Annotated in this window: 17 protein-coding genes; 9 read left to right on the plus strand and 8 right to left on the minus strand. The window is 71.8% G+C overall.

The window, feature by feature from the left end:
* Positions 1 to 23 precede the first annotated feature (23 nt).
* From ACYVMZ_RS04935 to ACYVMZ_RS04955, 5 genes are all read right to left on the minus strand, one after another.
* A complete protein-coding gene (locus tag ACYVMZ_RS04935; protein WP_461075767.1) occupies positions 24 to 1,043 on the minus strand; it encodes an esterase-like activity of phytase family protein in 1,020 nt (339 codons plus the stop codon).
* 53 nt (positions 1,044 to 1,096) lie between these two features.
* Positions 1,097 to 1,948, minus strand: a complete 852-nt coding sequence (locus ACYVMZ_RS04940; RefSeq protein WP_461075769.1) for a serine hydrolase — start codon at positions 1,946 to 1,948, stop codon at positions 1,097 to 1,099.
* Positions 1,949 to 2,047: 99 nt separating this feature from the next.
* Positions 2,048 to 3,739 (minus strand): thiamine pyrophosphate-binding protein, encoded by a 1,692-nt coding sequence (locus ACYVMZ_RS04945; RefSeq protein WP_461075771.1) that lies wholly within the window; start codon positions 3,737 to 3,739, stop codon positions 2,048 to 2,050.
* Positions 3,736 to 4,719 carry an agmatinase gene (gene speB, locus ACYVMZ_RS04950; RefSeq protein ID WP_461075773.1) on the minus strand — a complete coding sequence of 328 codons (984 nt, stop codon included), beginning with the start codon at positions 4,717 to 4,719 and terminating at the stop codon, positions 3,736 to 3,738. Before speB ends, ACYVMZ_RS04945 begins: the two co-directional genes overlap by 4 nt.
* 105 nt (positions 4,720 to 4,824) lie before the next feature.
* Entirely contained in the window at positions 4,825 to 6,291 is a 1,467-nt protein-coding gene (locus ACYVMZ_RS04955; RefSeq protein ID WP_461075775.1) for a sodium:solute symporter family protein, read from the minus strand.
* Between the two features lie 123 nt (positions 6,292 to 6,414).
* On the opposite strand from ACYVMZ_RS04955, the gene ACYVMZ_RS04960 reads away from it, so the two are divergent.
* Together ACYVMZ_RS04960 and ACYVMZ_RS04965 are read left to right on the plus strand one after the other, a co-directional pair.
* The gene (locus ACYVMZ_RS04960) at positions 6,415 to 7,908 is read left to right on the plus strand and encodes a helix-turn-helix domain-containing protein (protein ID WP_461075777.1); all 1,494 of its coding nucleotides are present in this window, start codon (positions 6,415 to 6,417) and stop codon (positions 7,906 to 7,908) included.
* 93 nt (positions 7,909 to 8,001) lie between these two features.
* Positions 8,002 to 8,790, plus strand: a complete 789-nt coding sequence (locus ACYVMZ_RS04965) for a phosphatase (RefSeq protein ID WP_461075779.1) — start codon at positions 8,002 to 8,004, stop codon at positions 8,788 to 8,790.
* Between the two features lie 70 nt (positions 8,791 to 8,860).
* Here ACYVMZ_RS04965 and tesB read toward each other — a convergent pair whose 3' ends face one another.
* The 3 genes from tesB to ACYVMZ_RS04980 all read right to left on the minus strand — a co-directional run bounded on the left by tesB (position 8,861) and on the right by ACYVMZ_RS04980 (position 11,648).
* The gene (tesB, locus tag ACYVMZ_RS04970) at positions 8,861 to 9,727 is read right to left on the minus strand and encodes an acyl-CoA thioesterase II (RefSeq protein WP_461075781.1); all 867 of its coding nucleotides are present in this window, start codon (positions 9,725 to 9,727) and stop codon (positions 8,861 to 8,863) included.
* Positions 9,728 to 9,762: 35 nt separating this feature from the next.
* On the minus strand, positions 9,763 to 10,920 hold the full coding sequence (locus ACYVMZ_RS04975) for an acyl-CoA dehydrogenase family protein (RefSeq protein WP_461076351.1): 1,158 nt from the start codon (positions 10,918 to 10,920) through the stop codon (positions 9,763 to 9,765).
* A 101-nt stretch (positions 10,921 to 11,021) separates the two neighbouring features.
* Entirely contained in the window at positions 11,022 to 11,648 is a 627-nt protein-coding gene (locus ACYVMZ_RS04980; RefSeq protein WP_461075783.1) for an SACE_7040 family transcriptional regulator, read from the minus strand.
* Between the two features lie 86 nt (positions 11,649 to 11,734).
* Here ACYVMZ_RS04980 and ACYVMZ_RS04985 point away from each other — a divergent pair, with 86 nt between their 5' ends.
* The 7 genes from ACYVMZ_RS04985 (at position 11,735) to ACYVMZ_RS05015 (ending at position 20,136) form a co-directional block, all read left to right on the plus strand.
* On the plus strand, positions 11,735 to 13,351 hold the full coding sequence (locus ACYVMZ_RS04985; protein ID WP_461075785.1) for a carboxyl transferase domain-containing protein: 1,617 nt from the start codon (positions 11,735 to 11,737) through the stop codon (positions 13,349 to 13,351).
* 16 nt (positions 13,352 to 13,367) lie between these two features.
* Positions 13,368 to 15,287 carry an acetyl/propionyl/methylcrotonyl-CoA carboxylase subunit alpha gene (locus tag ACYVMZ_RS04990; protein ID WP_461075787.1) on the plus strand — a complete coding sequence of 640 codons (1,920 nt, stop codon included), beginning with the start codon at positions 13,368 to 13,370 and terminating at the stop codon, positions 15,285 to 15,287.
* The gene (locus tag ACYVMZ_RS04995; RefSeq protein WP_461075789.1) at positions 15,284 to 16,234 is read left to right on the plus strand and encodes a hydroxymethylglutaryl-CoA lyase; all 951 of its coding nucleotides are present in this window, start codon (positions 15,284 to 15,286) and stop codon (positions 16,232 to 16,234) included. Before ACYVMZ_RS04990 ends, ACYVMZ_RS04995 begins: the two co-directional genes overlap by 4 nt.
* A 6-nt stretch (positions 16,235 to 16,240) precedes the next feature.
* Positions 16,241 to 17,401, plus strand: a complete 1,161-nt coding sequence (locus ACYVMZ_RS05000; protein ID WP_461075791.1) for an acyl-CoA dehydrogenase family protein — start codon at positions 16,241 to 16,243, stop codon at positions 17,399 to 17,401.
* Positions 17,402 to 17,604: 203 nt separating this feature from the next.
* A complete protein-coding gene (locus tag ACYVMZ_RS05005; RefSeq protein WP_461075793.1) occupies positions 17,605 to 17,829 on the plus strand; it encodes a hypothetical protein in 225 nt (74 codons plus the stop codon).
* A gap of 220 nt (positions 17,830 to 18,049) precedes the next feature.
* Positions 18,050 to 19,099: an ABC transporter substrate-binding protein gene (locus ACYVMZ_RS05010; RefSeq protein WP_461075795.1), complete on the plus strand. Its 1,050-nt coding sequence runs from the start codon at positions 18,050 to 18,052 to the stop codon at positions 19,097 to 19,099.
* 170 nt (positions 19,100 to 19,269) lie between these two features.
* Entirely contained in the window at positions 19,270 to 20,136 is an 867-nt protein-coding gene (locus ACYVMZ_RS05015) for a siderophore-interacting protein (protein WP_461075797.1), read from the plus strand.
* Positions 20,137 to 20,274: the final 138 nt, after the last annotated feature.

Consider the following 20,274-nt stretch of genomic DNA (forward strand, 5'->3'; position numbering starts at 1 on the left):
TTTCAGGACCGGCCCCGCCCGGGTCAGATCCGCACGCGCAGCCGGTAGAACCGCGTCGTCTGCACCGTGTTCTGGTTGTCGTCGCTGACCAGGAGCACCTTCAGCCGGCCCGGTGCCCGGCCCGTGACCGCCATGCCCTCGATGTTGTCGAGGAGCGGGTTGGGCTGGGGCTGCCTGGCGGTGGCGCCCAGGGACGGGCAGGCGGCGAGGTCGGCGAGGAGGGTCTTCTCGATCAGCCGTACGCCGTCCTGCCCCGTGAGGTTCTCGATGCCGCTCGTGTCCGTGGCGCGGCGCGGGTCGGCGAGGTAGAGGCGGACCGTGTTGCCGAAGCCCGGCGTGAAGCCGCGCTCCAGGACCAGGAGGCGGCCGTCGGGGGTCGCCTGGACCTCGGGGACGCCGAGGCCGGGGTCGGTGCGGTAGGCGTACTGGGCGGCGAGAGAGAAGTGGCCGCCGTACGTCCGCTTCCAGGTCTGGAAACGGACGATTCCGGCGCTGTCGCCGGAGAGGGCGTACTCCATCGACGCCAGCAGGGCGCGACCGCCCGGCAGCAGGGTCAGGCCCTCGAAGGTGCCGTTGGGGACGGCACGGCCCGCCGGGGCGACCCGCAGGGAGTCCGGCACGGGCAGGCGGTCGAGGATCCGGCCGTCGGCGCTGTAGCGGCGTACGGTCGGCTCGGTCTCGGAGGTGACCAGCCGGGTGCCGTCGGGGCCGGTGACCAGGCCCTCGGAGTCGAGGGCGGTGCCGCTTTCGTCGGCGAGCGGGACGACGTGCTTCGGCGCGAGCGTCCGCGCGTCCAGCCGGAACAGCGAGGAGCGGTCGGACAGCGCGAGGAGAGAGCCGTCGCGGTCCGTGGCGAGCGCGGAGAAGTTGCCGACGAAGGTGCCGTCGTAGGTCGTCTTGTCGAGGGCGTCGGAGTAGCCGTCGATGGAGACGGAGGGCGAACAGGCGTGGTTCTCGTGGGCGTTCGCAGGCCCGGCGGTGGTCAGGCAGGTGGCCGCCGCCAGGCCGGCGGTGACGGTGGCGAGGAGGGTTCTCAGGCGCATGGGCGCCACCGTAGGACGGGTCGGTGACGGACGGGAGACCGGCTCATGAAGCGTCAGCTCGCGGCCAGATCCCTGTGGATGACCTTGGCGACGGCCTGGATGGTCGCGATGCCGTAGTTCATGGTGCTGTTGCCGTGGGTGAGCACGGTGATCATGTAGTCGTGGCCGCCGCCGTCGAAGGTGCCGACGCTGTGCACCCGCCAGCCGTGCGTGGAGCGTTGCAGCCAGCCGTTCTTGACGTGCACGGCGACGCCGGAGGGCACCCCGTACGGCGTGCCCCAGCGCTGCGAGGAGACCACCTCGCCCATCAGTTTCAGGATGTACGCGCGCGAGTTGTCGCTGAGCACGGTGTTCCGGGCGGTGATGAGCTTGAGCAGCTTCTGCTCGTCGGTGACGGTGATCTGCGTCAGGCCCCAGTAGCCGTTCGCGCCGGGCTTGGTCTGGGTCATGCCGGCCGCGGTGAGGAAGCCCCTGATCTTCGTCATGCCCAGTTGCTTCCACAGGGTGGAGGTCGCGGCGTTGTCCGACTTGGTGATCATGGCCTTGGCGAGGGTGGCCTCGCGGTCGGTGAGGTAGCGGCCCTGCTTCTTCGCGTCCCACAGCAGCGTGGCGAGGACGGTGACCTTGACGACGCTGGCGGAGTCGTAGGCGGTGGAGGGCCGCAGGGTGCAGGTCGTCTTCGTCGTCCGGTCGTGGAGGCCGACCGCGATGGTGCCCTTGCGGTTGGCGAGGGCGGCGGTGATGTCCTTCTTCAGCTTGTCGGCGAGGCCGGCCTTGGCGGACGTACAGCTGACGGCCGGAGCGGTGGCCGCGGCGGCGGGCGAGGCGGCGACGAGCGGCACGAGCACGCCCGCGCCCAGGCCGGCCGCCAGCAGTCTGGCGCGGCGGGATATCCCATGAGTCATGCACGTCTTGACTCACGGGCGGGCCGGAAAGGTTGTAGGCGAAGGGCAAGGGTTGTACGAGCCGTTACCTCGCCCCGGGTGACCTCACGCTCCCGTACCTCACCCCAGATGCGTCGGCGCGAACATCCGCAGCACCGCGGGGAGTACGACCACCTGGGGCCCAGGTGCCGACAGTGCCTTCGCGAGGTCGGCCTCCAGGGTCTCGGGGGTCGTACGGACCCCGGGCACGCCGAACGACTCCGCCAGCGCCACATAGTCCGGCCGGGTCAGTTCCGTCGCCGTCGCCGTCGTCTCGCCGAAGGCGTCCGTCATGTACGCGCGCAGGATGCCGTAGCCGCCGTCGTCGACGATCAGCCAGGTGACGTCGAGGTCGTGCTGGCGGGCCGTGGCGAGCTCGGCGATGGAGTACAGCGCTCCGCCGTCGCCGGAGACCGCCAGCACCGGGTGGGTGGGGTCGGCGACCGCCGCGCCCAGCGCCGCCGGGAAGGCGTAGCCGAGGCCGCCGGCTCCCTGGGCGGAGTGCATGGTGTTGGGAGCCTTCGGGTCGAAGGCCGACCAGGCCCAGTAGGACAGGATCGTCATGTCCCAGAAGGAGGGGGCCTTCGCCGGGAGGGCCCGGCGTACCGACGCCAACACCTGCTGCTCCAGGGTGAGTTCCTGGGACGCGATGCGCTCCCCCACCCGCGACAGCAGCGCCCGTACCCGGTCCGGAGCCGACGGGTCGGTCCGCTCCGGCACGGTCTCCAGCAGCGCCTGCAGCGCGAGGCGCGCGTCCGCGTGGATGCCCAGTGCCGGGTGGTTGGACTCCAGCTTGCCGAGGTCGGCCTCGATCTGGATCACCCGGCCCCGGGGCCTGAACGTGTGGTAGTTGGAGGACAGTTCGCCCAGGCCCGAGCCGACGACGAGCAGGACGTCCGCGTCCTGAAGGAAGTCAGTCGTGTGGCGGTCCTCCAGCCAGGACTGGAGGGAGAGAGGGTGCCGCCACGGGAACGCGCCCTTGCCGCCGAAGGTGGTGACGACGGGGGCCTGGAGTTTCTCCGCCAGCGCCTTGAGTTTCCCCGAGGCGTCGGAGCGGACCACTCCCCCGCCCGCGATGATCGCCGGGCGCTCGGCGCGCGACAGCAGATCCGCCGCCACGGCGGTCAGTTCGGGGCGCGGCGCCAGCTCCTCCGGCGTCGCGTCCAGGCCCGTCACCATCGGCAGGCGGGTCTCCGCGAGCAGCACGTCCTGCGGGATCTCCACCCACACCGGGCCGTGCGGGGCCGTCAGCGCCGACTTCCAGGCCGCCGCGATCGCCGACGGGATCTGGGACTGGGCGCGGACCGTGTGGACGGACTTCACCACGCCCCGGAACGAGGCCGCCTGGTCGGGCAGTTCGTGCAGATAGCCGTGGCGGCCGCCGCCCAGGCCCGCCGTCGGGACCTGGCTGCTGATCGCCAGGACCGGCGCCGAGGCCGCCGCCGCCTCCTGCAGCGCCGGCAGCGACATCAGCGCGCCCGGGCCGGTCGACAGCAGCAGCGGGGCCGCCTCTCCGGTGATCCGGCCGTACGCGTCCGCCGCGAACCCGGCGTTGTTCTCCACCCGCAGGCCGACGTACCCGAGGTCCGAGCGGCGCAGGGCGTCGAACATGCCGAGGGCGTGCTGGCCGGGCAGGCCGAAGACGGTGGTCGCGCCGAGCCCGGCCAGGGTCTCCACGACCAGGTCTCCGCCGTTGCGCCCCGCGGGAGGATTCAGGGCAGCCGAGGTCTGGGCCGCCGTCGGGCGGAGCACCAGGTCGTGGTCGTGGGTCACTTGCCCTCGTTCTCCTTGCGGGCCCCGGCGATCTGACGGGACATGATCGTGGTCAGTTCGTACGCCGTGTGGGACGCGGCCACCGACGTGATCTCCGCGTGATCGTACGCGGGGGCAACCTCGACGACGTCCGCCGAGACCAGGTTGCAGGACGCCAGCCCGCGCAGGATCTCCAGCAGTTCGCGGGACGTCATGCCGCCCGCCTCGGGCGTGCCGGTGCCGGGCGCGTGGGCCGGGTCCAGGCAGTCGATGTCGATGGAGATGTACAGCGGGCGGTCGCCGATGCGCTGGCGCAGCTGGTCGGCGATCTCGTCCACGCCGCGGCGCATCACGTCCGCCGACGTGACGATGCCGAAGCCCATCTTGGCGTCGTCGTCCAGGTCCTGCTTGCCGTACAGCGGGCCGCGGGTGCCCACGTGGGACAGTGCCTCCGTGTCGAGGATGCCCTCCTCCACCGCCCGCCGGAACGGCGTGCCGTGCGTGTACTCGGCGCCGAAGTACGTGTCCCAGGTGTCCAGGTGCGCGTCGAAGTGGAGCAGCGCGACCGGGCCGTGCTTCTTGGCCACCGAGCGCAGCAGCGGCAGCGCGATGGTGTGGTCGCCGCCGAGGGTCATCAGGCGGGCGCCCGTGCCGAGCAGCTCGTCGGCCGCCGCCTCGACGGTCTCCACGGCCTCGTTGATGTTGAACGGGTTCACGGCGATGTCGCCGCCGTCCGCGACCTGGGCGAGGGCGAACGGGGAGGCGTTCTGCGCCGGGTTGTACGGGCGCAGCAGCCGGGACGCCTCGCGGATCGCGTTGCCGCCGAAGCGGGCGCCCGGCCGGTAGGAGACGCCCGAGTCGAACGGCACGCCCACCACCGCGACGTCGGCACGGCCGCCGACCTCGTCGAGGCGGGGCAGCCGGGCGAAGGTCGCGGGCCCGGCGTACCGCGGGACGCGGGAGGAGTCGACGGGGCCGCGGGGCGTCTCGGTGCTGCTCATGGGGTGTTGCCTTCTTTCCTGCGCTTCCTCGCGCATGTACGGCTGGATCCAGCCAGGTACTGCCATGTACTGCTATGTGCGGCTACGCACTTCTTGTCTACGACTCTACTGGCGAGCCGGGACCGGTTCGGACAAAGGTTCGGGGGCCCGCCCGGCGAGGCGTTCGCGCCAGGCGGCGAGGACGGCCGGGTCGGTGGCGGGCGTGGCCAGCGAGACGATCAGGTACGCGGCCAGCGAGGACAGCAGCCCGTAGTAGACGGGCTCGTTCGCGAGGATCCCGTACGTCGCCATCAGGACGATCACCGCCGACCCGCCCGCCACGACGGAGGCCAGCGCACCCTGCACGGTGCCGCGCTTCCACAGCAGCCCGCCGAGGATCGGCACGAGCAGTCCGCCGACGAGCAGGTTGTACGCCACGGTCAGCGCCTCGACGACGTCGTTGAGCGCGATCGCCGTGCCGATGCCGATCACCGCGAGGCCCATGAGGAGGATGAAGGCGCGGTTGTCGCGGACCTCGTCCCGCGCGCTGCCGGAGGTGCGTACGACGCCCCGCAGCCGGGCCCAGATGTCGTTGGCGGCGACGGTGGCGCAGGCGATCAGCGCGCCGGAGGAGGTCGACATGACGGCGGCCAGGGCGGCGGCCAGCACCAATCCCCGTACCCCGACGGGAAGTTCGTCCTTGACGATGGTCGCGAAGGCGTCGTCCGCGCCGGCGAGGTTGGGGTACAGCACCTTGGCGGCCGTCCCGATGACGGCGCCGGCGACGGCGTAGACGAGGCAGTACGTGCCCGCGACCGTGCCGCCCCAGCGTGCCGTGCGGTCGCTGCGCGCGGTGAAGACGCGCTGCCAGATGTCCTGCCCGATGAGCATGCCGAAGGTGTAGATCAGCACGTAGGTGAAGATCGTCTCGCCGCCGATGCCCAGCGGGTCGAAGTAGGAGGTCGGCAGCTCGTCCCGCATCGCGCCGAAGCCGCCGGCCTTGACGACCGCGATGGGCAGGAGCAGGAGCAGCACGCCGACGGTCTTCACGACGAACTGCACCATGTCCGTCAGCGTGATCGACCACATGCCGCCCAGCGTCGAGTACGCGACGACGATCGAGCCGCCGAGGACGATCGCGAGGGTGCGGTCGATGTCGAAGAGGACGTCGAAGATCGTGGCGTACGCGATGGTCGACGTCACCGCGAGCATGAGGGTGTACGCCCACATGACCACGCCCGAGAGCAGGCCCGCCCGGCCGCCGTAGCGCAGGTCGAGCATCTCGGAGACGGTGTAGACCTTCAGGCGCGCGATGCGGGCGGAGAAGAGGACCGACAGGGCCAGCAGGCCGAGGCCGATGGTGACGACCATCCAGGCGCCGGACAGGCCGTACTGGTAGCCGAGGCCGACGCCGCCGATGGTGGAGGCGCCGCCGAGGACGATGGCGGCCATGGTGCCGGAGTACAGAGCGGGGCCGAGGCGGCGCCCGGCCACCAGGAACTCGCTCTTGGAGCCGGCGCGGCGCATGCCCCACCAGCCCACGGCCAGCATGCCGGCCAGGTACACGACGATCACGATGTAGTCGACGGCCACGGGGCCCTCCTTCTCGCTCGGTCTCGCCGGCGGGTGACGGGCACGACCCTAGGTGGCCGAAAAGCGACTGCGAAGTGTACGTTTCCTCTATTCGAACCGAACGGAGTGGAGGGAACGTCCACCGTGCCGGATCCCGCGGTTCCCCCGACGCCCCCGGTGCCCCTGGCCGCCCTGCTGGCCCGGGAGGATCTCGCCCTGCGCCGGATCGCCGGGCCGGACGATCCGGACATCGTCATCCACTGGGCGCACACCTCGGAGATGGCGGACCCCTATCCGTACTTGCTGGGCGGGGAGCTGCTGCTGACGGCGGGTGTGCACATCCCGGAGGCGGTGGGCTCGGACGGGGGTCCCCCCTGCGCGAGCGAAGCGGAGAGCTTGGGGGAATACTTCGACGACTACGTCTCCCGGATCGTGGCGGCGGGCGGCGCGGCGCTCGGTTTCGGCCTGGCGCCGGTGCACGACAGCGTGCCGCGCGCCCTGGTGGCGGCCTGCGAGGCGTACGGGCTGCCGCTCCTGGAGGTGCCGCCGCAGACCACCTTCTCCGGCGTGGCCCGCGCGGTCTGGCAGCTGATGGCCCAGGCCCGGACGGCGGAGCTGCGCCGGGTGACCGAGGCCCAGCAGAGCCTGGCGGCCGCCGCCTCCCGCCCCGACCCCGTGCCCTCGGTCCTGCGGCAGCTCGCCCAGCGGCTGGGCGGGCGGGCCGTACTGTTCGGGCCGGAGGGGGCGCAGCTCGCGGCGGCCGGGCGGACCGGGGCGGAGGGGGTCGCCGAGGCGCTGGCGGAGCTGGCCCAGGTGGTCACCACGCGGGGGTCCGCCACCGCCACCGACACCCTCGCCGGCACCCACCTGGCCGCCTACGCCCTCGGGACCGGCCAGGGCTTCGTCCTCTGCGTCGCGACCCCGCGGCGCGACCCCGGCGACCACACCATCGCCTCGGTGGCCGCCGTCCTGCTCTCCCTCCTCACCGGCGAGCAGCTGAGCGGCACGGGCGCGGCCCGCTCCTCGGCGCTCGTACGGCTGCTGCTGGGCGCCCCGCCGGAGGAGGTCGCGCCGCTGCTGGGCGGCGCGCGGTGGCGTGTGGTGCACGCCCACCCGGACGCGCACGCCCCCGACGCGGTGGCGGCGGCAGCGCTGGGCGCGGCCCTCGGCTCGGCGCTGGTCGACCTGGCGAGCGACGTCGTACGGGTCCTCGTCCCGGCCGACCGGGCACCGGACCCGCTGCCCGGCTGGACCCTGGGCGTCAGCGCCGCCGTCGCCCCGCACGACTGGCCCGCCGCCGACACCCAGGCCGCCCGCGCCCTGGCCCGGGCCCGGGCCACCCGTACCGCCCTGGTCCGGCCCGGCGACCGGCCGGTCCTCGCCGACCTGGTGCCGCCCGACGAGGCCGCGGCACACGCCCGCACCCTCCTGGCGCCCGTCGCCGCGCATCCCGCCCTGACCGAGACGCTGCGCACCTGGCTGTCCCTGCACGGCGGTTGGGACCGCACGGCCGTGGCCCTGTCCGTGCACCGCAACACGGTGCGCCAGCGGATCGCCCGGTGCGCGGCGCTGCTGAAGGCGGACCTGGACGACCCGGACGTACGGATGGAACTGTGGTTCGCGCTGCGGCAGCTCTGAGTAGGTGACCGGTGTCCCTCTGAGTACGTGACGCGCGTCCCAGGGTGCGATACCCCAGGGACGCCCACCGGCGGCTGCCTCACAATGGGTGCCATGCCGATACCCGGGACACCCAGCCGCGCCGAACTCGTCGACCACCTCGTCAGGACGCGCATCGCGGGCGACGTCGCCACCCCCCGCGAGAACAACCTCTCCCACTACCGCAAGCTGGCCAACGGCGACCGCCACTACTGGCTCGGCCTGGAGCTCGGCGACCGCTGGAGCGACGAGCAGGACGTGCTCGCGGTGATGGCGGAGCGGGTCGGCGTCAACGACGACCCCGAGTACCGGTACGGCCAGGACACCATCGACCCCGAGCTGACCGTCGCGGGCCTGGAGCGGCTGGCCGGGCGGCTGCGCAAGGCGGCCGACGGCGGGCAGCGGGTGCTGTTCGCCACCGGCCACCCCGGCGGCCTGCTCGACGTGCACCGCGCGACCGCGGCCGCCCTGCGCGCGGCGGGCTGCGAGATCGTCGTCATCCCGGACGGGCTGCAGACGGACGAGGGGTACGTCATGCAGTTCGCGGACGTGGCGGTGCTGGAGCACGGCGCCACGCTGTGGCACACCCACTCGGGCGAGCCGATGAAGGCCATCCTCACCACTATGGAGCGCGAGGGCCGCCCCCTGCCCGACCTGGTCGTCGCCGACCACGGCTGGGCCGGATACGCCGGCCGGCACGGCGTCGACTCCGTCGGCTACGCCGACAGCAACGACCCGGCGCTCTTCCTCGCGGAGGCCGAGGGGACGGTCCAGGTGACGGTCCCGCTCGACGACCATGTGGTCAGCCCGCGCTACTACGACCCGATGACGGCGTATCTGCTGGCGGAGGCGGGGCTGCTCTGACGCCCGTTCACGGGCGTCCCGGCCACCGGGGGACGCGGCCCCGGGGGAACGCGGTCACCGGGGAACTCGGTCACCGGGGAACGCGGACCACGCCCTCCTGGATCACCGAGATGGCGAGGCGGCCGTCCTGCGTGTAGATGCGGGCCTGGCCCAGGCCCCGGCCGCCGTACGCCGACGGCGACTCCTGGTCGTACAGCAGCCACTCGTCGGCGCGGAACGGCCGGTGGAACCACATCGCGTGGTCCAGGGAGGCCCCGACGACGTCGCCGACGGCCCAGCCGCCGCGCCCATGGGCGAGCAGCACGGAGTCCAGCAGCGTCATGTCGGAGACGTACGTGGCGAGGACGACGTGCAGGAGAGGGTCGTCGGCGAGTTTGCCGTTGGTGCGGAACCACACCTGGGAGTGCGGCTCGCGCGGCTCGCCGAAGCGGCCGAACGGCGGCTCCTCGACGTACCGCAGATCCACGGCCGCGCGCGCCTCGATGAACCGCTCGACGACGTCGGGGTCGATGTGGGCGTAGCCGCGCAGCCGCTCCTCGGAGGTGGGCAGCGTGGCCGGGTCCGGCGCGGGCGGCATGGGCGCCTGGTGGTCCAGGCCCTCCTCGGACGTCTGGAACGACGCCGAGAGGTGGAAGATCGGCTTGCCGTGCTGGACCGCGACCACCCGGCGGGTGGTGAAGGAGCGGCCGTCACGGATCCGATCGACGGTGTAGACGATGGGCGCGCCGGGGTCGCCGGGACGCAGGAAGTACGCGTGGAGGGAATGCGGCGGCCGGTCCTCGGGGACGGTCCGCCCGGCGGCGACGAGCGCCTGCGCCGCGACCTGTCCGCCGAAGACGCGCGGGATGACGGCGGAGCGGGACCGGCCGCGGAAGATGTTCTCCTCGATCTGCTCCAGGTCGAGCAGATCGAGGAGATCCTGAAGTGCCTGACTCATGAAGTCAGTTGTATACGGCAGTGGTTTCGCGGGGCTTACAGGCCCATGTCCTTCGCGATGATCGTCTTCATGATCTCGCTGGTGCCGCCGTAGATGCGGTTGACGCGGTTGTCGGCGTACAGGCGGGCGATCGGGTACTCGTTCATGTAGCCGTAGCCGCCGTGCAGCTGGAGGCAGCGGTCGATGACGCGGTGCGCGACCTCGGTGCAGAACAGCTTGGCGCTGGCGGCCTCGGCGGGGGTGAGCTCACCGGCGTCGAGGGCCTCGAGCGCGCGGTCGGCGACGGCCTCCGCCGCGTCCACCTCGGCCTGGCAGGCGGCCAGTTCGAACTTGGTGTTCTGGAAGTGGGCGACCGGCTTGCCGAAGACGGTGCGCTCCTGCACGTACTGCTTGGCGAACCGGACGGCGGCCTTGGCCTGCGCATAGGCGCCGTAGGCGATGCCCCAGCGCTCGGAGGGCAGGTTGGCGCCGAGGTAGGAGAAGCCCTTGTTCTCCTCGCCGAGCAGGTCCTCGACCGGGACCTTCACGTCGACGAAGGCGAGTTCAGCCGTGTCGGAGACCTTCAGGCCGAGCTTGTCCAGCTTGCGGCCGATGGAGTAGCCCTCGGACTTGGTGTCGACGGCGAAGAGGGAGATGCCGTAGCGGCGGTCCTCCGCGGTGGGCGCGGCGGTACGGGCGCACACGATCACCTTGTCGGCGTGCACACCGCCGGTGATGAAGGTCTTGGACCCGTTGAGGACGTAGTGCGTGCCGTCCTCGCTCAGCTTCGCGGTGGTCTTCATGCCCGCGAGGTCGGAGCCGGTGCCCGGCTCGGTCATCGCGATGGCCCACATCTCCTCGGCGGAGACGAACTTGGGCAGGTAGCGCTTCTTCTGCTCGTCGGTGGCGAGCATCTTGATGTACGGCAGCGCGAGCAGCACGTGCACACCGGAGCCGCCGAAGGTCACGCCGGCCCGGGCGGTCTCCTCGTACTGGATGGCCTCGAACTTGTGCGTCTCCAGGCCCGCGCCGCCGTACTCCTCGGGCACGTTGATGCCGAAGAGGCCCAGCTCGGCGAGCTTGTAGTAGAACTCGCGCGGCGCCTGGCCGGCCTGGAACCACTCGTCGTACACCGGGACGACCTCGGCCTCGATGAAGGCGCGAAGGGTCTCCCGGAACGCCTCGTGATCCTCGTTGAACACCGTACGGCGCACTCCCGCCACCTCCACGAACCTCGGCATGTCTAAGCGCTTGCTCAGATCAAGGTACCGGCGAGTAGCGACGGCCGTCCAGAGAGGAAGGGCCGTAACGCTCGTCACTCCGCCCCGGGCCGGCCGGCCCCGGACCGCTCGCCGCTCGCCGCCGCGAACGCCCCCCGCGCCATCCGGTGCAGCAGCTCGGCCGTGGCCCCCCGACCCGGGAGCGACCCCGGCCGCCCCAGGTGGGGGGTCGAGTTCAGCAGCCCGAAGACCGAGTGCACCGCCGAGCGGGCCGTCGGCTCCGCCAGCCCCGGGTACACCTCCCGGACCACCTCCACCCACAGCTCGACGTACTGCCGCTGCAGCTGCCGCACCAGCTTGCGGTCGCTGTCCCGGAGGCGATCCAGCTCGCGGTCGTGCAGGGTGATGAGGGGACGGTCGTCGAGCGCGAAGTCGATGTGGCCCTCGATGAGGGAGTCGAGGACCGCCTCGGCCGGCACCCCGTCGGCCTCCGCCAGGCGGCGTTTCGCGCCGGTCAGCAGCTGCCCGCTGATACCGACCAGCAGCTCCGCGAGCATCGCGTCCTTGCCCGCGAAGTGCCGGTACAGCCCGGGTCCGCTGATGCCGACCGCGGCGCCTATCTCGTCGACTCCGACGCCGTGGAAGCCGCGCTCGGCGAACAGCCGGGCGGCCTCCTTGAGGATCTGCTCGCGGCGGGTGGGGGCGTCGGTTCTGGTGGCCATGACAGCAATTCTAGACAGCGAGGTTAGCGGTCGTTAACCTGGAGGAAATGCGTTAACGCTCATTAACAAGGTGAGGGGACCGCAGGATGCACGAGGCACCGGAGCTTCACAGCGCGGTCGATCCCGCGTCGGAGGCCTTTCGGGCCAACGAGGAGGCGCACCGCGCACTCGTCGAGGAGCTGCGCGCCAAGCTGGCCGCGGCCCGGCTGGGCGGCGGCGAGAAGGCCCGGGCGCGGCACACGTCGCGCGGGAAGCTGCTCCCGCGCGACCGGGTGGACACGCTGCTCGACCCGGGCTCGCCCTTTCTGGAGCTGGCCCCGCTCGCGGCCGACGGGATGTACGACGGGCAGGCCCCGGCCGCCGGAGTCATCGCCGGGATCGGCAGGGTCAGCGGCCGCGAGTGCGTGATCGTCGCCAATGACGCCACCGTCAAGGGCGGCACGTACTACCCGATGACCGTGAAGAAGCACCTGCGGGCCCAGGAGGTGGCCCTGGAGAACCGCCTCCCCTGCGTCTACCTCGTCGACTCCGGCGGCGCCTTCCTGCCCCTGCAGGACGAGGTCTTCCCGGACCGCGACCACTTCGGCCGGATCTTCTACAACCAGGCCCGCATGTCCGGCGCCGGCATCCCGCAGATCGCGGCCGTGCTCGGCTCCTGCACGGCCGGCGGGGCGTACGTGCCGGCCATGAGCGACGAGGCCGTGATCGTCCGCAATCAGGGCACGATCTTCCTCGGCGGGCCCCCGCTGGTGAAGGCGGCCACCGGCGAGGTCGTCACCGCGGAGGACCTCGGCGGCGGCGAGGTGCACGCGCGCGTGTCGGGCGTCACCGACCACCTGGCGGAGGACGACGCGCACGCCCTGCGGATCGTGCGGACCATCGTCTCGACCCTCCCCGCGCGCGGGCCGCTGCCCTGGGAGGTCACTCCGACGGCCGAACCGAAGGTCGATCCGTACGGGCTCTACGGCGCCGTGCCCGTCGACCCCCGCACCCCCTACGACGTACGCGAGATCATCGCGCGCGTGGTCGACGGCTCGCGGTTCGCGGAGTTCAAGTCCGAGTTCGGGCAGACCCTGGTCACCGGCTTCGCCCGGATCCACGGCCACCCGGTCGGGATCGTCGCCAACAACGGCATCCTGTTCTCCGAGTCCGCCCAGAAGGGCGCCCACTTCATCGAGCTGTGCGACCAGCGCGGCATCCCGCTGGTGTTCCTGCAGAACATCTCCGGCTTCATGGTCGGCCGGGACTACGAGGCGGGCGGCATCGCCAAGCACGGCGCCAAGATGGTCACGGCCGTGGCCTGCACGCGCGTGCCGAAACTGACCGTCGTGGTCGGCGGCTCGTACGGCGCCGGGAACTACTCGATGTGCGGGCGGGCGTACTCGCCCCGCTTCCTGTGGATGTGGCCGGGCGCCAAGATCTCCGTGATGGGCGGCGAGCAGGCCGCCTCCGTCCTCGCGACGGTCAAGCGGGACCAGATGGAAGCGCGCGGGGAGTCCTGGCCCGCGGAGGAAGAGGAAGCCTTCAAGGCGCCGATCCGTGCGCAGTACGAGCGCCAGGGGAACGCTTACTACGCGACCGCCCGCCTCTGGGACGACGGCGTCATCGATCCGCTGGAGACCCGGCAGGTGCTCGGGCTGGCCCTGACCGCGTGCGCCAACGCCCCACTGGGTGACCCCCAGTTCGGCGTCTTCCGGATGTGACAGGGGGACTGGACTGATGTTTGACACCGTGCTCGTGGCCAACCGGGGCGAGATCGCCGTACGCGTCATCCGCACGCTGCGGTCGATGGGCGTGCGCTCGGTCGCCGTCTTCTCCGACGCGGACGCCGGCGCCCGGCACGTCCGCGAGGCCGACACGGCCGTACGGATCGGACCGGCGCCGGCCGCCGAGAGCTACCTGTCGGTCGAGCGTCTGCTGGAGGCGGCGGCCCGCACCGGCGCCCAGGCCGTGCACCCCGGCTACGGCTTCCTCGCCGAGAACGCCGGCTTCGCGCGCGCGTGCGCCGAGGCGGGGCTCGTCTTCGTCGGGCCGCCCGCCGACGCCATCTCCCTCATGGGCGACAAGATCCGCGCCAAGGAGACCGTGCAGGCGGCCGGGGTGCCGGTGGTCCCCGGCGGACGCGATCCCGACCTGGCGGAGGCGGCCCGCAAGCTGGGCCCGCCCGTGCTGCTGAAGCCCTCGGCGGGCGGCGGCGGCAAGGGCATGCGCCTGGTGCGGGACCTGACCCGGCTGGAGGACGAGATCGCCGCCGCCCGCCGCGAGGCCCGCGCCTCCTTCGGCGACGACACGCTCCTGGTCGAGCGGTGGATCGACCGCCCCCGGCACATCGAGATCCAGGTCCTGGCCGACGGCCACGGCAATGTGGTGCACCTGGGCGAGCGCGAGTGCTCCCTCCAGCGCCGCCACCAGAAGATCATCGAGGAGGCGCCGTCCGTCCTGCTGGACGAGGAGACCCGTGCGGCGATGGGCGAGGCGGCGGTCCAGGCGGCCCGCTCCTGCGGCTACCGGGGCGCGGGCACGGTGGAGTTCATCGTCTCCGGCGAGGACCCCACGTCGTACTACTTCATGGAGATGAACACCCGCCTCCAGGTGGAGCACCCGGTCACCGAGCTCATCACGGGCCTGGACCTGGTGGAGTGGCAGCTGCGGGTGGCGGCGGGCGAGCCGCTGGCCTTCGGCCAGGAGGACGTACGCCTCACCGGGCACGCGATCGAGGCCCGTATCTGCGCCGAAGACCCCGCCCGCGGCTTCCTGCCCTCCGGCGGCACGGTGCTGCGGCTGCGCGAGCCCCAGGGCGACGGCGTCCGCACCGACTCCGGACTCAGCGAGGGCACGGAGGTGGGCAGCCTGTACGACCCGATGCTGTCCAAGGTGATCGCGTACGGCCCCGACCGCGCCACGGCGTTGCGCAAGCTCCGCGCGGCCCTCGCGGAGACGGTCACGCTGGGCGTGCAGACCAACGCCGGGTTCCTGCGGCGCCTGCTGGCACACCCCGCGGTCGTCAGCGGGGAGCTGGACACCGGGCTGGTGGAGCGGGAGGTGGACGGGCTCGTCGCCACCGACGTACCGGAGGAGGTGTACGAGGCCGCGGCGGCCGTACGGCTCCAGGCGCTGAAGCCCACGGGCGACGGCTGGACCGACCCCTTCTCCGTGCCGAGCGGGTGGCGGCTGGGCGGCGAGCCCAAGCCGGTCGCCTTCCACCTGCGGGCCTCCGGCGACCCGGTGGCGTACGCCCCGCGCGGCACCCACACCGTCACCGACGACCAGGTGTCCGTGACCCTGGACGGCGTCCGCCACACCTTCCACCGCGCCGCCGACTGGCTCGGCCGCGACGGCGACGCCTGGCACGTGCGCGACCACGACCCGGTCGCCGCGTCCCTGACCCGGGCCGCGCACTCGGGCGCGGATTCGCTGACGGCACCCATGCCGGGGACCGTCACCGTCGTGAAGGTCGCCGTCGGCGACGAGGTGAGCGCCGGGCAGAGCCTGCTGGTGGTGGAGGCGATGAAGATGGAGCACGTCGTCTCCGCCCCGCACGCCGGCACGGTCACCGAACTCGACGTCGCCCCCGGCTCGACGGTCGCCATGGACCAGGTGCTGGCGGTCATCGCACCTCATGAGGAGGCGGAGGAATGACAGCGGAAGGTCTCCCCATGGCCGTCCCGGCGGCGGGCCTGCCCGCCCGGGTCCGCATCCACGAGGTGGGCGCACGCGACGGCCTGCAGAACGAGTCGTCGACCGTCCCGACGGAGGTCAAGGCGGAGTTCATCCGCCGCCTGGCCGGCGCGGGCCTGACGACGATCGAGGCGACGAGCTTCGTGCATCCGAAGTGGGTGCCCCAACTGGCGGACGCCGAGGACCTGTTCCCTCTCGTCAGCGATCTTCCGGTCGCGTTGCCGGTCCTGGTCCCCAACGAACGGGGCCTGGACCGCGCCCTGGCGCTGGGTGCCCGCCGCGTCGCCGTCTTCGCCAGCGCCACCGAGTCCTTCGCGAAGGCCAACCTCAACCGCACGGTGGACGAGGCGCTGGCCATGTTCGAGCCGGTGGTGGCGAGGGCGAAGGCGGCGGGTGTCCACGTCCGCGGCTACCTGTCGATGTGCTTCGGCGACCCGTGGGAGGGCAAGGTCCCCGTTCCGCAGGTGGTGAGGGTCTGCAAGGCCCTGGCGGACATGGGCTGCGACGAACTGAGCCTGGGCGACACGATCGGGGTGGCGACCCCGGGCCACGTCACCGCACTGCTGACGGCACTCGCCGAAGCCGGCATCACACCGAACGCGCTGGGCGTGCACTTCCACGACACCTACGGCCAGGCCCTGGCCAACACCCTGGCCGCCCTCCAGTACGGCGTCACCACGGTCGACGCCTCCGCCGGCGGCCTCGGCGGCTGCCCGTACGCCAAGTCCGCCACCGGCAACCTCGCCACCGAAGACCTCGTGTGGATGCTGCGGGGCCTCGGCATCGACACCGGCGTCGACCTCGGCCGCCTCGTCGCCACGAGCGCGTGGATGGCCGGCCACCTGGGCCGACCCAGCCCGTCCCGCACCGTCCGAGCCCTGTCCCACGAGGACACCAAGGAGCAGTGAACGACCATGGACCACCGCCTCTCCCCTGAACTGGAAGAACTCCGCCGCACGGTGGAGGAGTTCGCGCACGACGTCGTGGCGCCGAAGATCGGTGACTTCTACGAGCGGCACGAGTTCCCGTACGAGATCGTCCGCGAGATGGGCCGCATGGGCCTGTTCGGGCTGCCGTTCCCGGAGGAGTACGGCGGCATGGGCGGCGACTACCTGGCCCTCGGTGTGGCCCTGGAGGAACTGGCCCGGGTCGACTCCTCGGTCGCCATCACGCTGGAGGCCGGGGTCTCCCTGGGCGCGATGCCGGTCTTCCGCTACGGCACGGAGGAGCAGAAGCGGCAGTGGCTGCCCCGCCTGTGCTCGGGCGAGATGCTGGGCGCCTTCGGCCTGACGGAACCGGACGGCGGCTCGGACGCGGGCGCGACCCGCACCACGGCCCGCCTGGACCCCTCCACGAACGAGTGGGTCATCAACGGCACGAAGTGCTTCATCACCAACTCGGGCACGGACATCACGGGCCTGGTGACGGTCACGGCGGTGACGGGCAGGGACCCGGACGGCAAACCGCGGATCTCGTCGCTCATCGTCCCGTCGGGCACCCCGGGCTTCACGGTCGCCGCCCCCTACTCGAAGGTCGGCTGGAACGCCTCGGACACCCGCGAACTCTCCTTCTCGGACGTCCGCGTCCCGGCCGCGAACCTGCTGGGCGAGGAGGGCCGGGGCTACGCCCAGTTCCTGCGCATCCTAGACGAGGGCCGCATCGCCATCGCGGCGCTCGCGACGGGCCTGGCCCAGGGCTGCGTGGACGAGTCGGTCAAGTACGCGAAGGAACGCCACGCCTTCGGGAAGCCGATCGGCGCCAACCAGGCCATCCAGTTCATGATCGCCGACATGGAGATGAAGGCCCACACGGCCCGCCTGGCCTGGCGCGACGCGGCGAGCCGCCTGGTGGCCGGCGAGCCCTTCAAGAAGGAAGCGGCCCTGGCGAAGCTGTACTCGTCGACGATCGCCGTCGACAACGCCCGCGACGCCACCCAGATCCACGGCGGCTACGGCTTCATGAACGAGTACCCGGTCGCCCGCATGTGGCGCGACTCCAAGATCCTGGAGATCGGCGAGGGCACGAGTGAGGTCCAGCGCATGCTGATCGCGCGGGAGTTGGGGCTGGTGAGCTGAGGCGAGGCCGGCCTGCGCCATAGGCGGCGCAGGCCGGTCGCTCCTCGCCCGAAACGGCACTCTCACCGGTAGTCACCGCACGATCACCGTGGGAAGCCCTCAGTACTCATGGAACATGGAGTACGCGAAGATGCGTGCGCTCGCCCAGGAACTCGCGGCCTACGCCGAGCACCTTGAGGGGGCCTGGAGCGTTGAGATCGGCCATGAGTGGCCAGCAGTTGCGTGTTGAGCTGATCACGGATGCGGCGGACCGTGCCCTGACGGCGCTTCGAGGGGCACCTCATGGCCAGGACCGGGCCAGAAGGTGCAAGGCCGGCTACGGCCGCAAGGACCCGTACATCTTCGGGGACTCGGTGCCGTTCGGCCCCTGGACGGTGGAGACGTCGGCGTTCCGTCGGTACGGCAGGACGGGACTCGACGCGAACTGACGTCCGGGGGCCGTAAGCGGGCCTGCCCGTCACTCCCTGACGTCTCAGGGGTGACCGGGATCACGGCACCCCACGGCATCACCGGCCCTTCACACGGGCACTGACTACCGGGCACCCCCTGGACAAGATCTGAGGTTAGGCTAACCTAATCTTGATTCCAGCCAAGTGGGCCATCAGGCGCGCACGCAGTGGCTCCGTACGCATGAAAGCAGATCCACCCATGCCGAATGCCAGAACCGCCCGCCTCTCCCGTCGCGGCCTCCTCGCCACCGGCGGCGCCCTCGGTCTGGGCGCCCTCGTGACCGCCTGCGGCAGCGGCGACTCGAAGGACGGCGGCTCGGACTCGACGGCGGCGGCCAAGTCCAAGTCCGGTCCCTGGTCCTTCAAGGACGACCGCGGTACGACGGTGAAGCTCGACAAGGTCCCCGCGAACATCGTCGCCTTCACCGGTGTCGCCGCCGCCCTGTACGACTACGGCGTCTCGGTCAAGGGCGTCTTCGGCCCGACCAGGACCACGGACGGCAAGCCCGACGTCCAGGCCGGCGACATGGACATCAGCAAGGTGACCATCCTCGGCAACACCTGGGACCAGTTCAACGTCGAGAAGTACGCGGCCCTCGCGCCCGAGGTGCTGATCACCACGATGTTCGACGCCGCGGGCACCCTGTGGTACGTCCCCGAGGCCTCGAAGGAGAAGATCGCCAAGCTCGCCCCGAGCGTCGGCATCTCCGTCTACGACCGCCAGTTGACCGCCCCGCTGCAGCGCATGTGGCAGCTCGCCGAGTCCCTCGGCGGCGACATGAAGGCCGCCAAGGTCACCGACGCCAAGAAGCGTTTCGAGGAGGCCTCGGAGCGGCTGCGCAAGGCCGCCAAGGCGAACCCCGACATCAAGGTGATGGCGGGGTCGGCGAGCCAGGAGCTGTTCTACGTCTCCGGCACCAACCTCTCCGTCGACCTGGAGTACTTCAAGGCCCTCGGCGTGAACTTCGTCGAGCCGCCGGAGAAGGCCAAGGCCGAGGGTGGCGGCTGGTACGAGTCGCTGAGCTGGGAGAACGTCGACAAGTACCCGGCCGACATCATCATGATGGACGACCGCTCCTCGACGATCCAGCCGGCCGACATCACCGAGGCGACCTGGAAGAAGCTGCCCGCGGTCAAGGCGGGGCAGGTCATCTCGCGTTCGCCCGAGCCGATCCTGTCGTACGACAAGTGTGTGCCGCTGGTCGAGAACCTGGCCGAGGCCATCGAGAAGGCCAAGAAGGTCAGCTGAATCGCTCCGCCCGGAGAGCCGGATCAGCGCCGTGGGGGCGACGCCTGGTGGTGAATTGCGGGCCGTCCGTGGCGGGTCGCGCCCACGCGGCGGAGCCGCATATCGACACGGCCACGCGCCCCCGGCAGACGCGCGCTTCCCCGTCCCCTGATGACGACTCAGGAGCCCCCATGACTACCGCCGTAGCCGCCCCGTTCCGTTTCTTCTCCCTTCAGGTCGTACGGACGAGGCGGCTCGGTCCGTCCCTGGTCCGTGTCACCTTCGCCGGGGCCGACCTGCACGCCTTCCACTCCGACGGGCGTGACCAGTCGCTGTCCCTGTTCCTGCCGCATCCCGGGCAGCCGGAACCCGTCGTGCCGCTCGAACTCGGCGACGGGTGGTGGCAGGGCTGGCGGGAACTCCCGGACGACGTACGGGCCGTGATGCGGTCGTACACGCTCCGGGCCCTCAGGCGCGACGCCGACGGGCACACGGCCGAGATCGACATCGACTTCGCGCTGCACGGTGTCGAGCCGGGCGCCACCACCCAGGCGGGCCCCGCCTCCCGGTGGGCCGCCCGGGCCGGTGCGGGTGACCGGGTCCTGCTGCTGGGCCCGGCGATCGCGGACAACCGGGCGATCCGGTTCCGGCCGCCCGAGGACACCGACCTGGTCGTCATATGGGGCGACGAGACCGCCGTACCGGCCGCCTCCGCCATCGTCGAGTCACTGCCGCCCGGCACCCGGGCCCGGGTGTGGCTGGAGGTGCCGCACGCCGGGGACATCCAGGACCTGGTGACGGAGGCGGACGCCGAGATCACCTGGCTGGTGCGGGACGAGCACCGCGCGGCGGGCTCCCCCATGGCTCTCGACGCCCTCCGCGCCGCCGAACTCCCGTCCGCGCACCGGCCGTACGTGTGGCTCGCGGGCGAGTCCGGCTGTGTGAAGCAGCTGCGCCGGCACTTCGTCGGCGAGCGCGGGATCGACCGCCGGCGGGTCACGTTCGTGGGCTACTGGCGCCAGGGCCTGACGGAGGAGCAGCTGCGCGAACAGGGCTAGCCCGCCCCCGAGTTGCCCCCTGGCACTGATGGTGCCGGAGTGATCACAGTCACGGCAAGGGCCGGACTCCGCGCGGGCGTTACTTAGGCTAGGCTAACCTAAGTTGAACCCGCGACTCGGCCCGCTTCCGTCCCGCAC

This window comes from Streptomyces deserti (assembly GCF_054782695.1).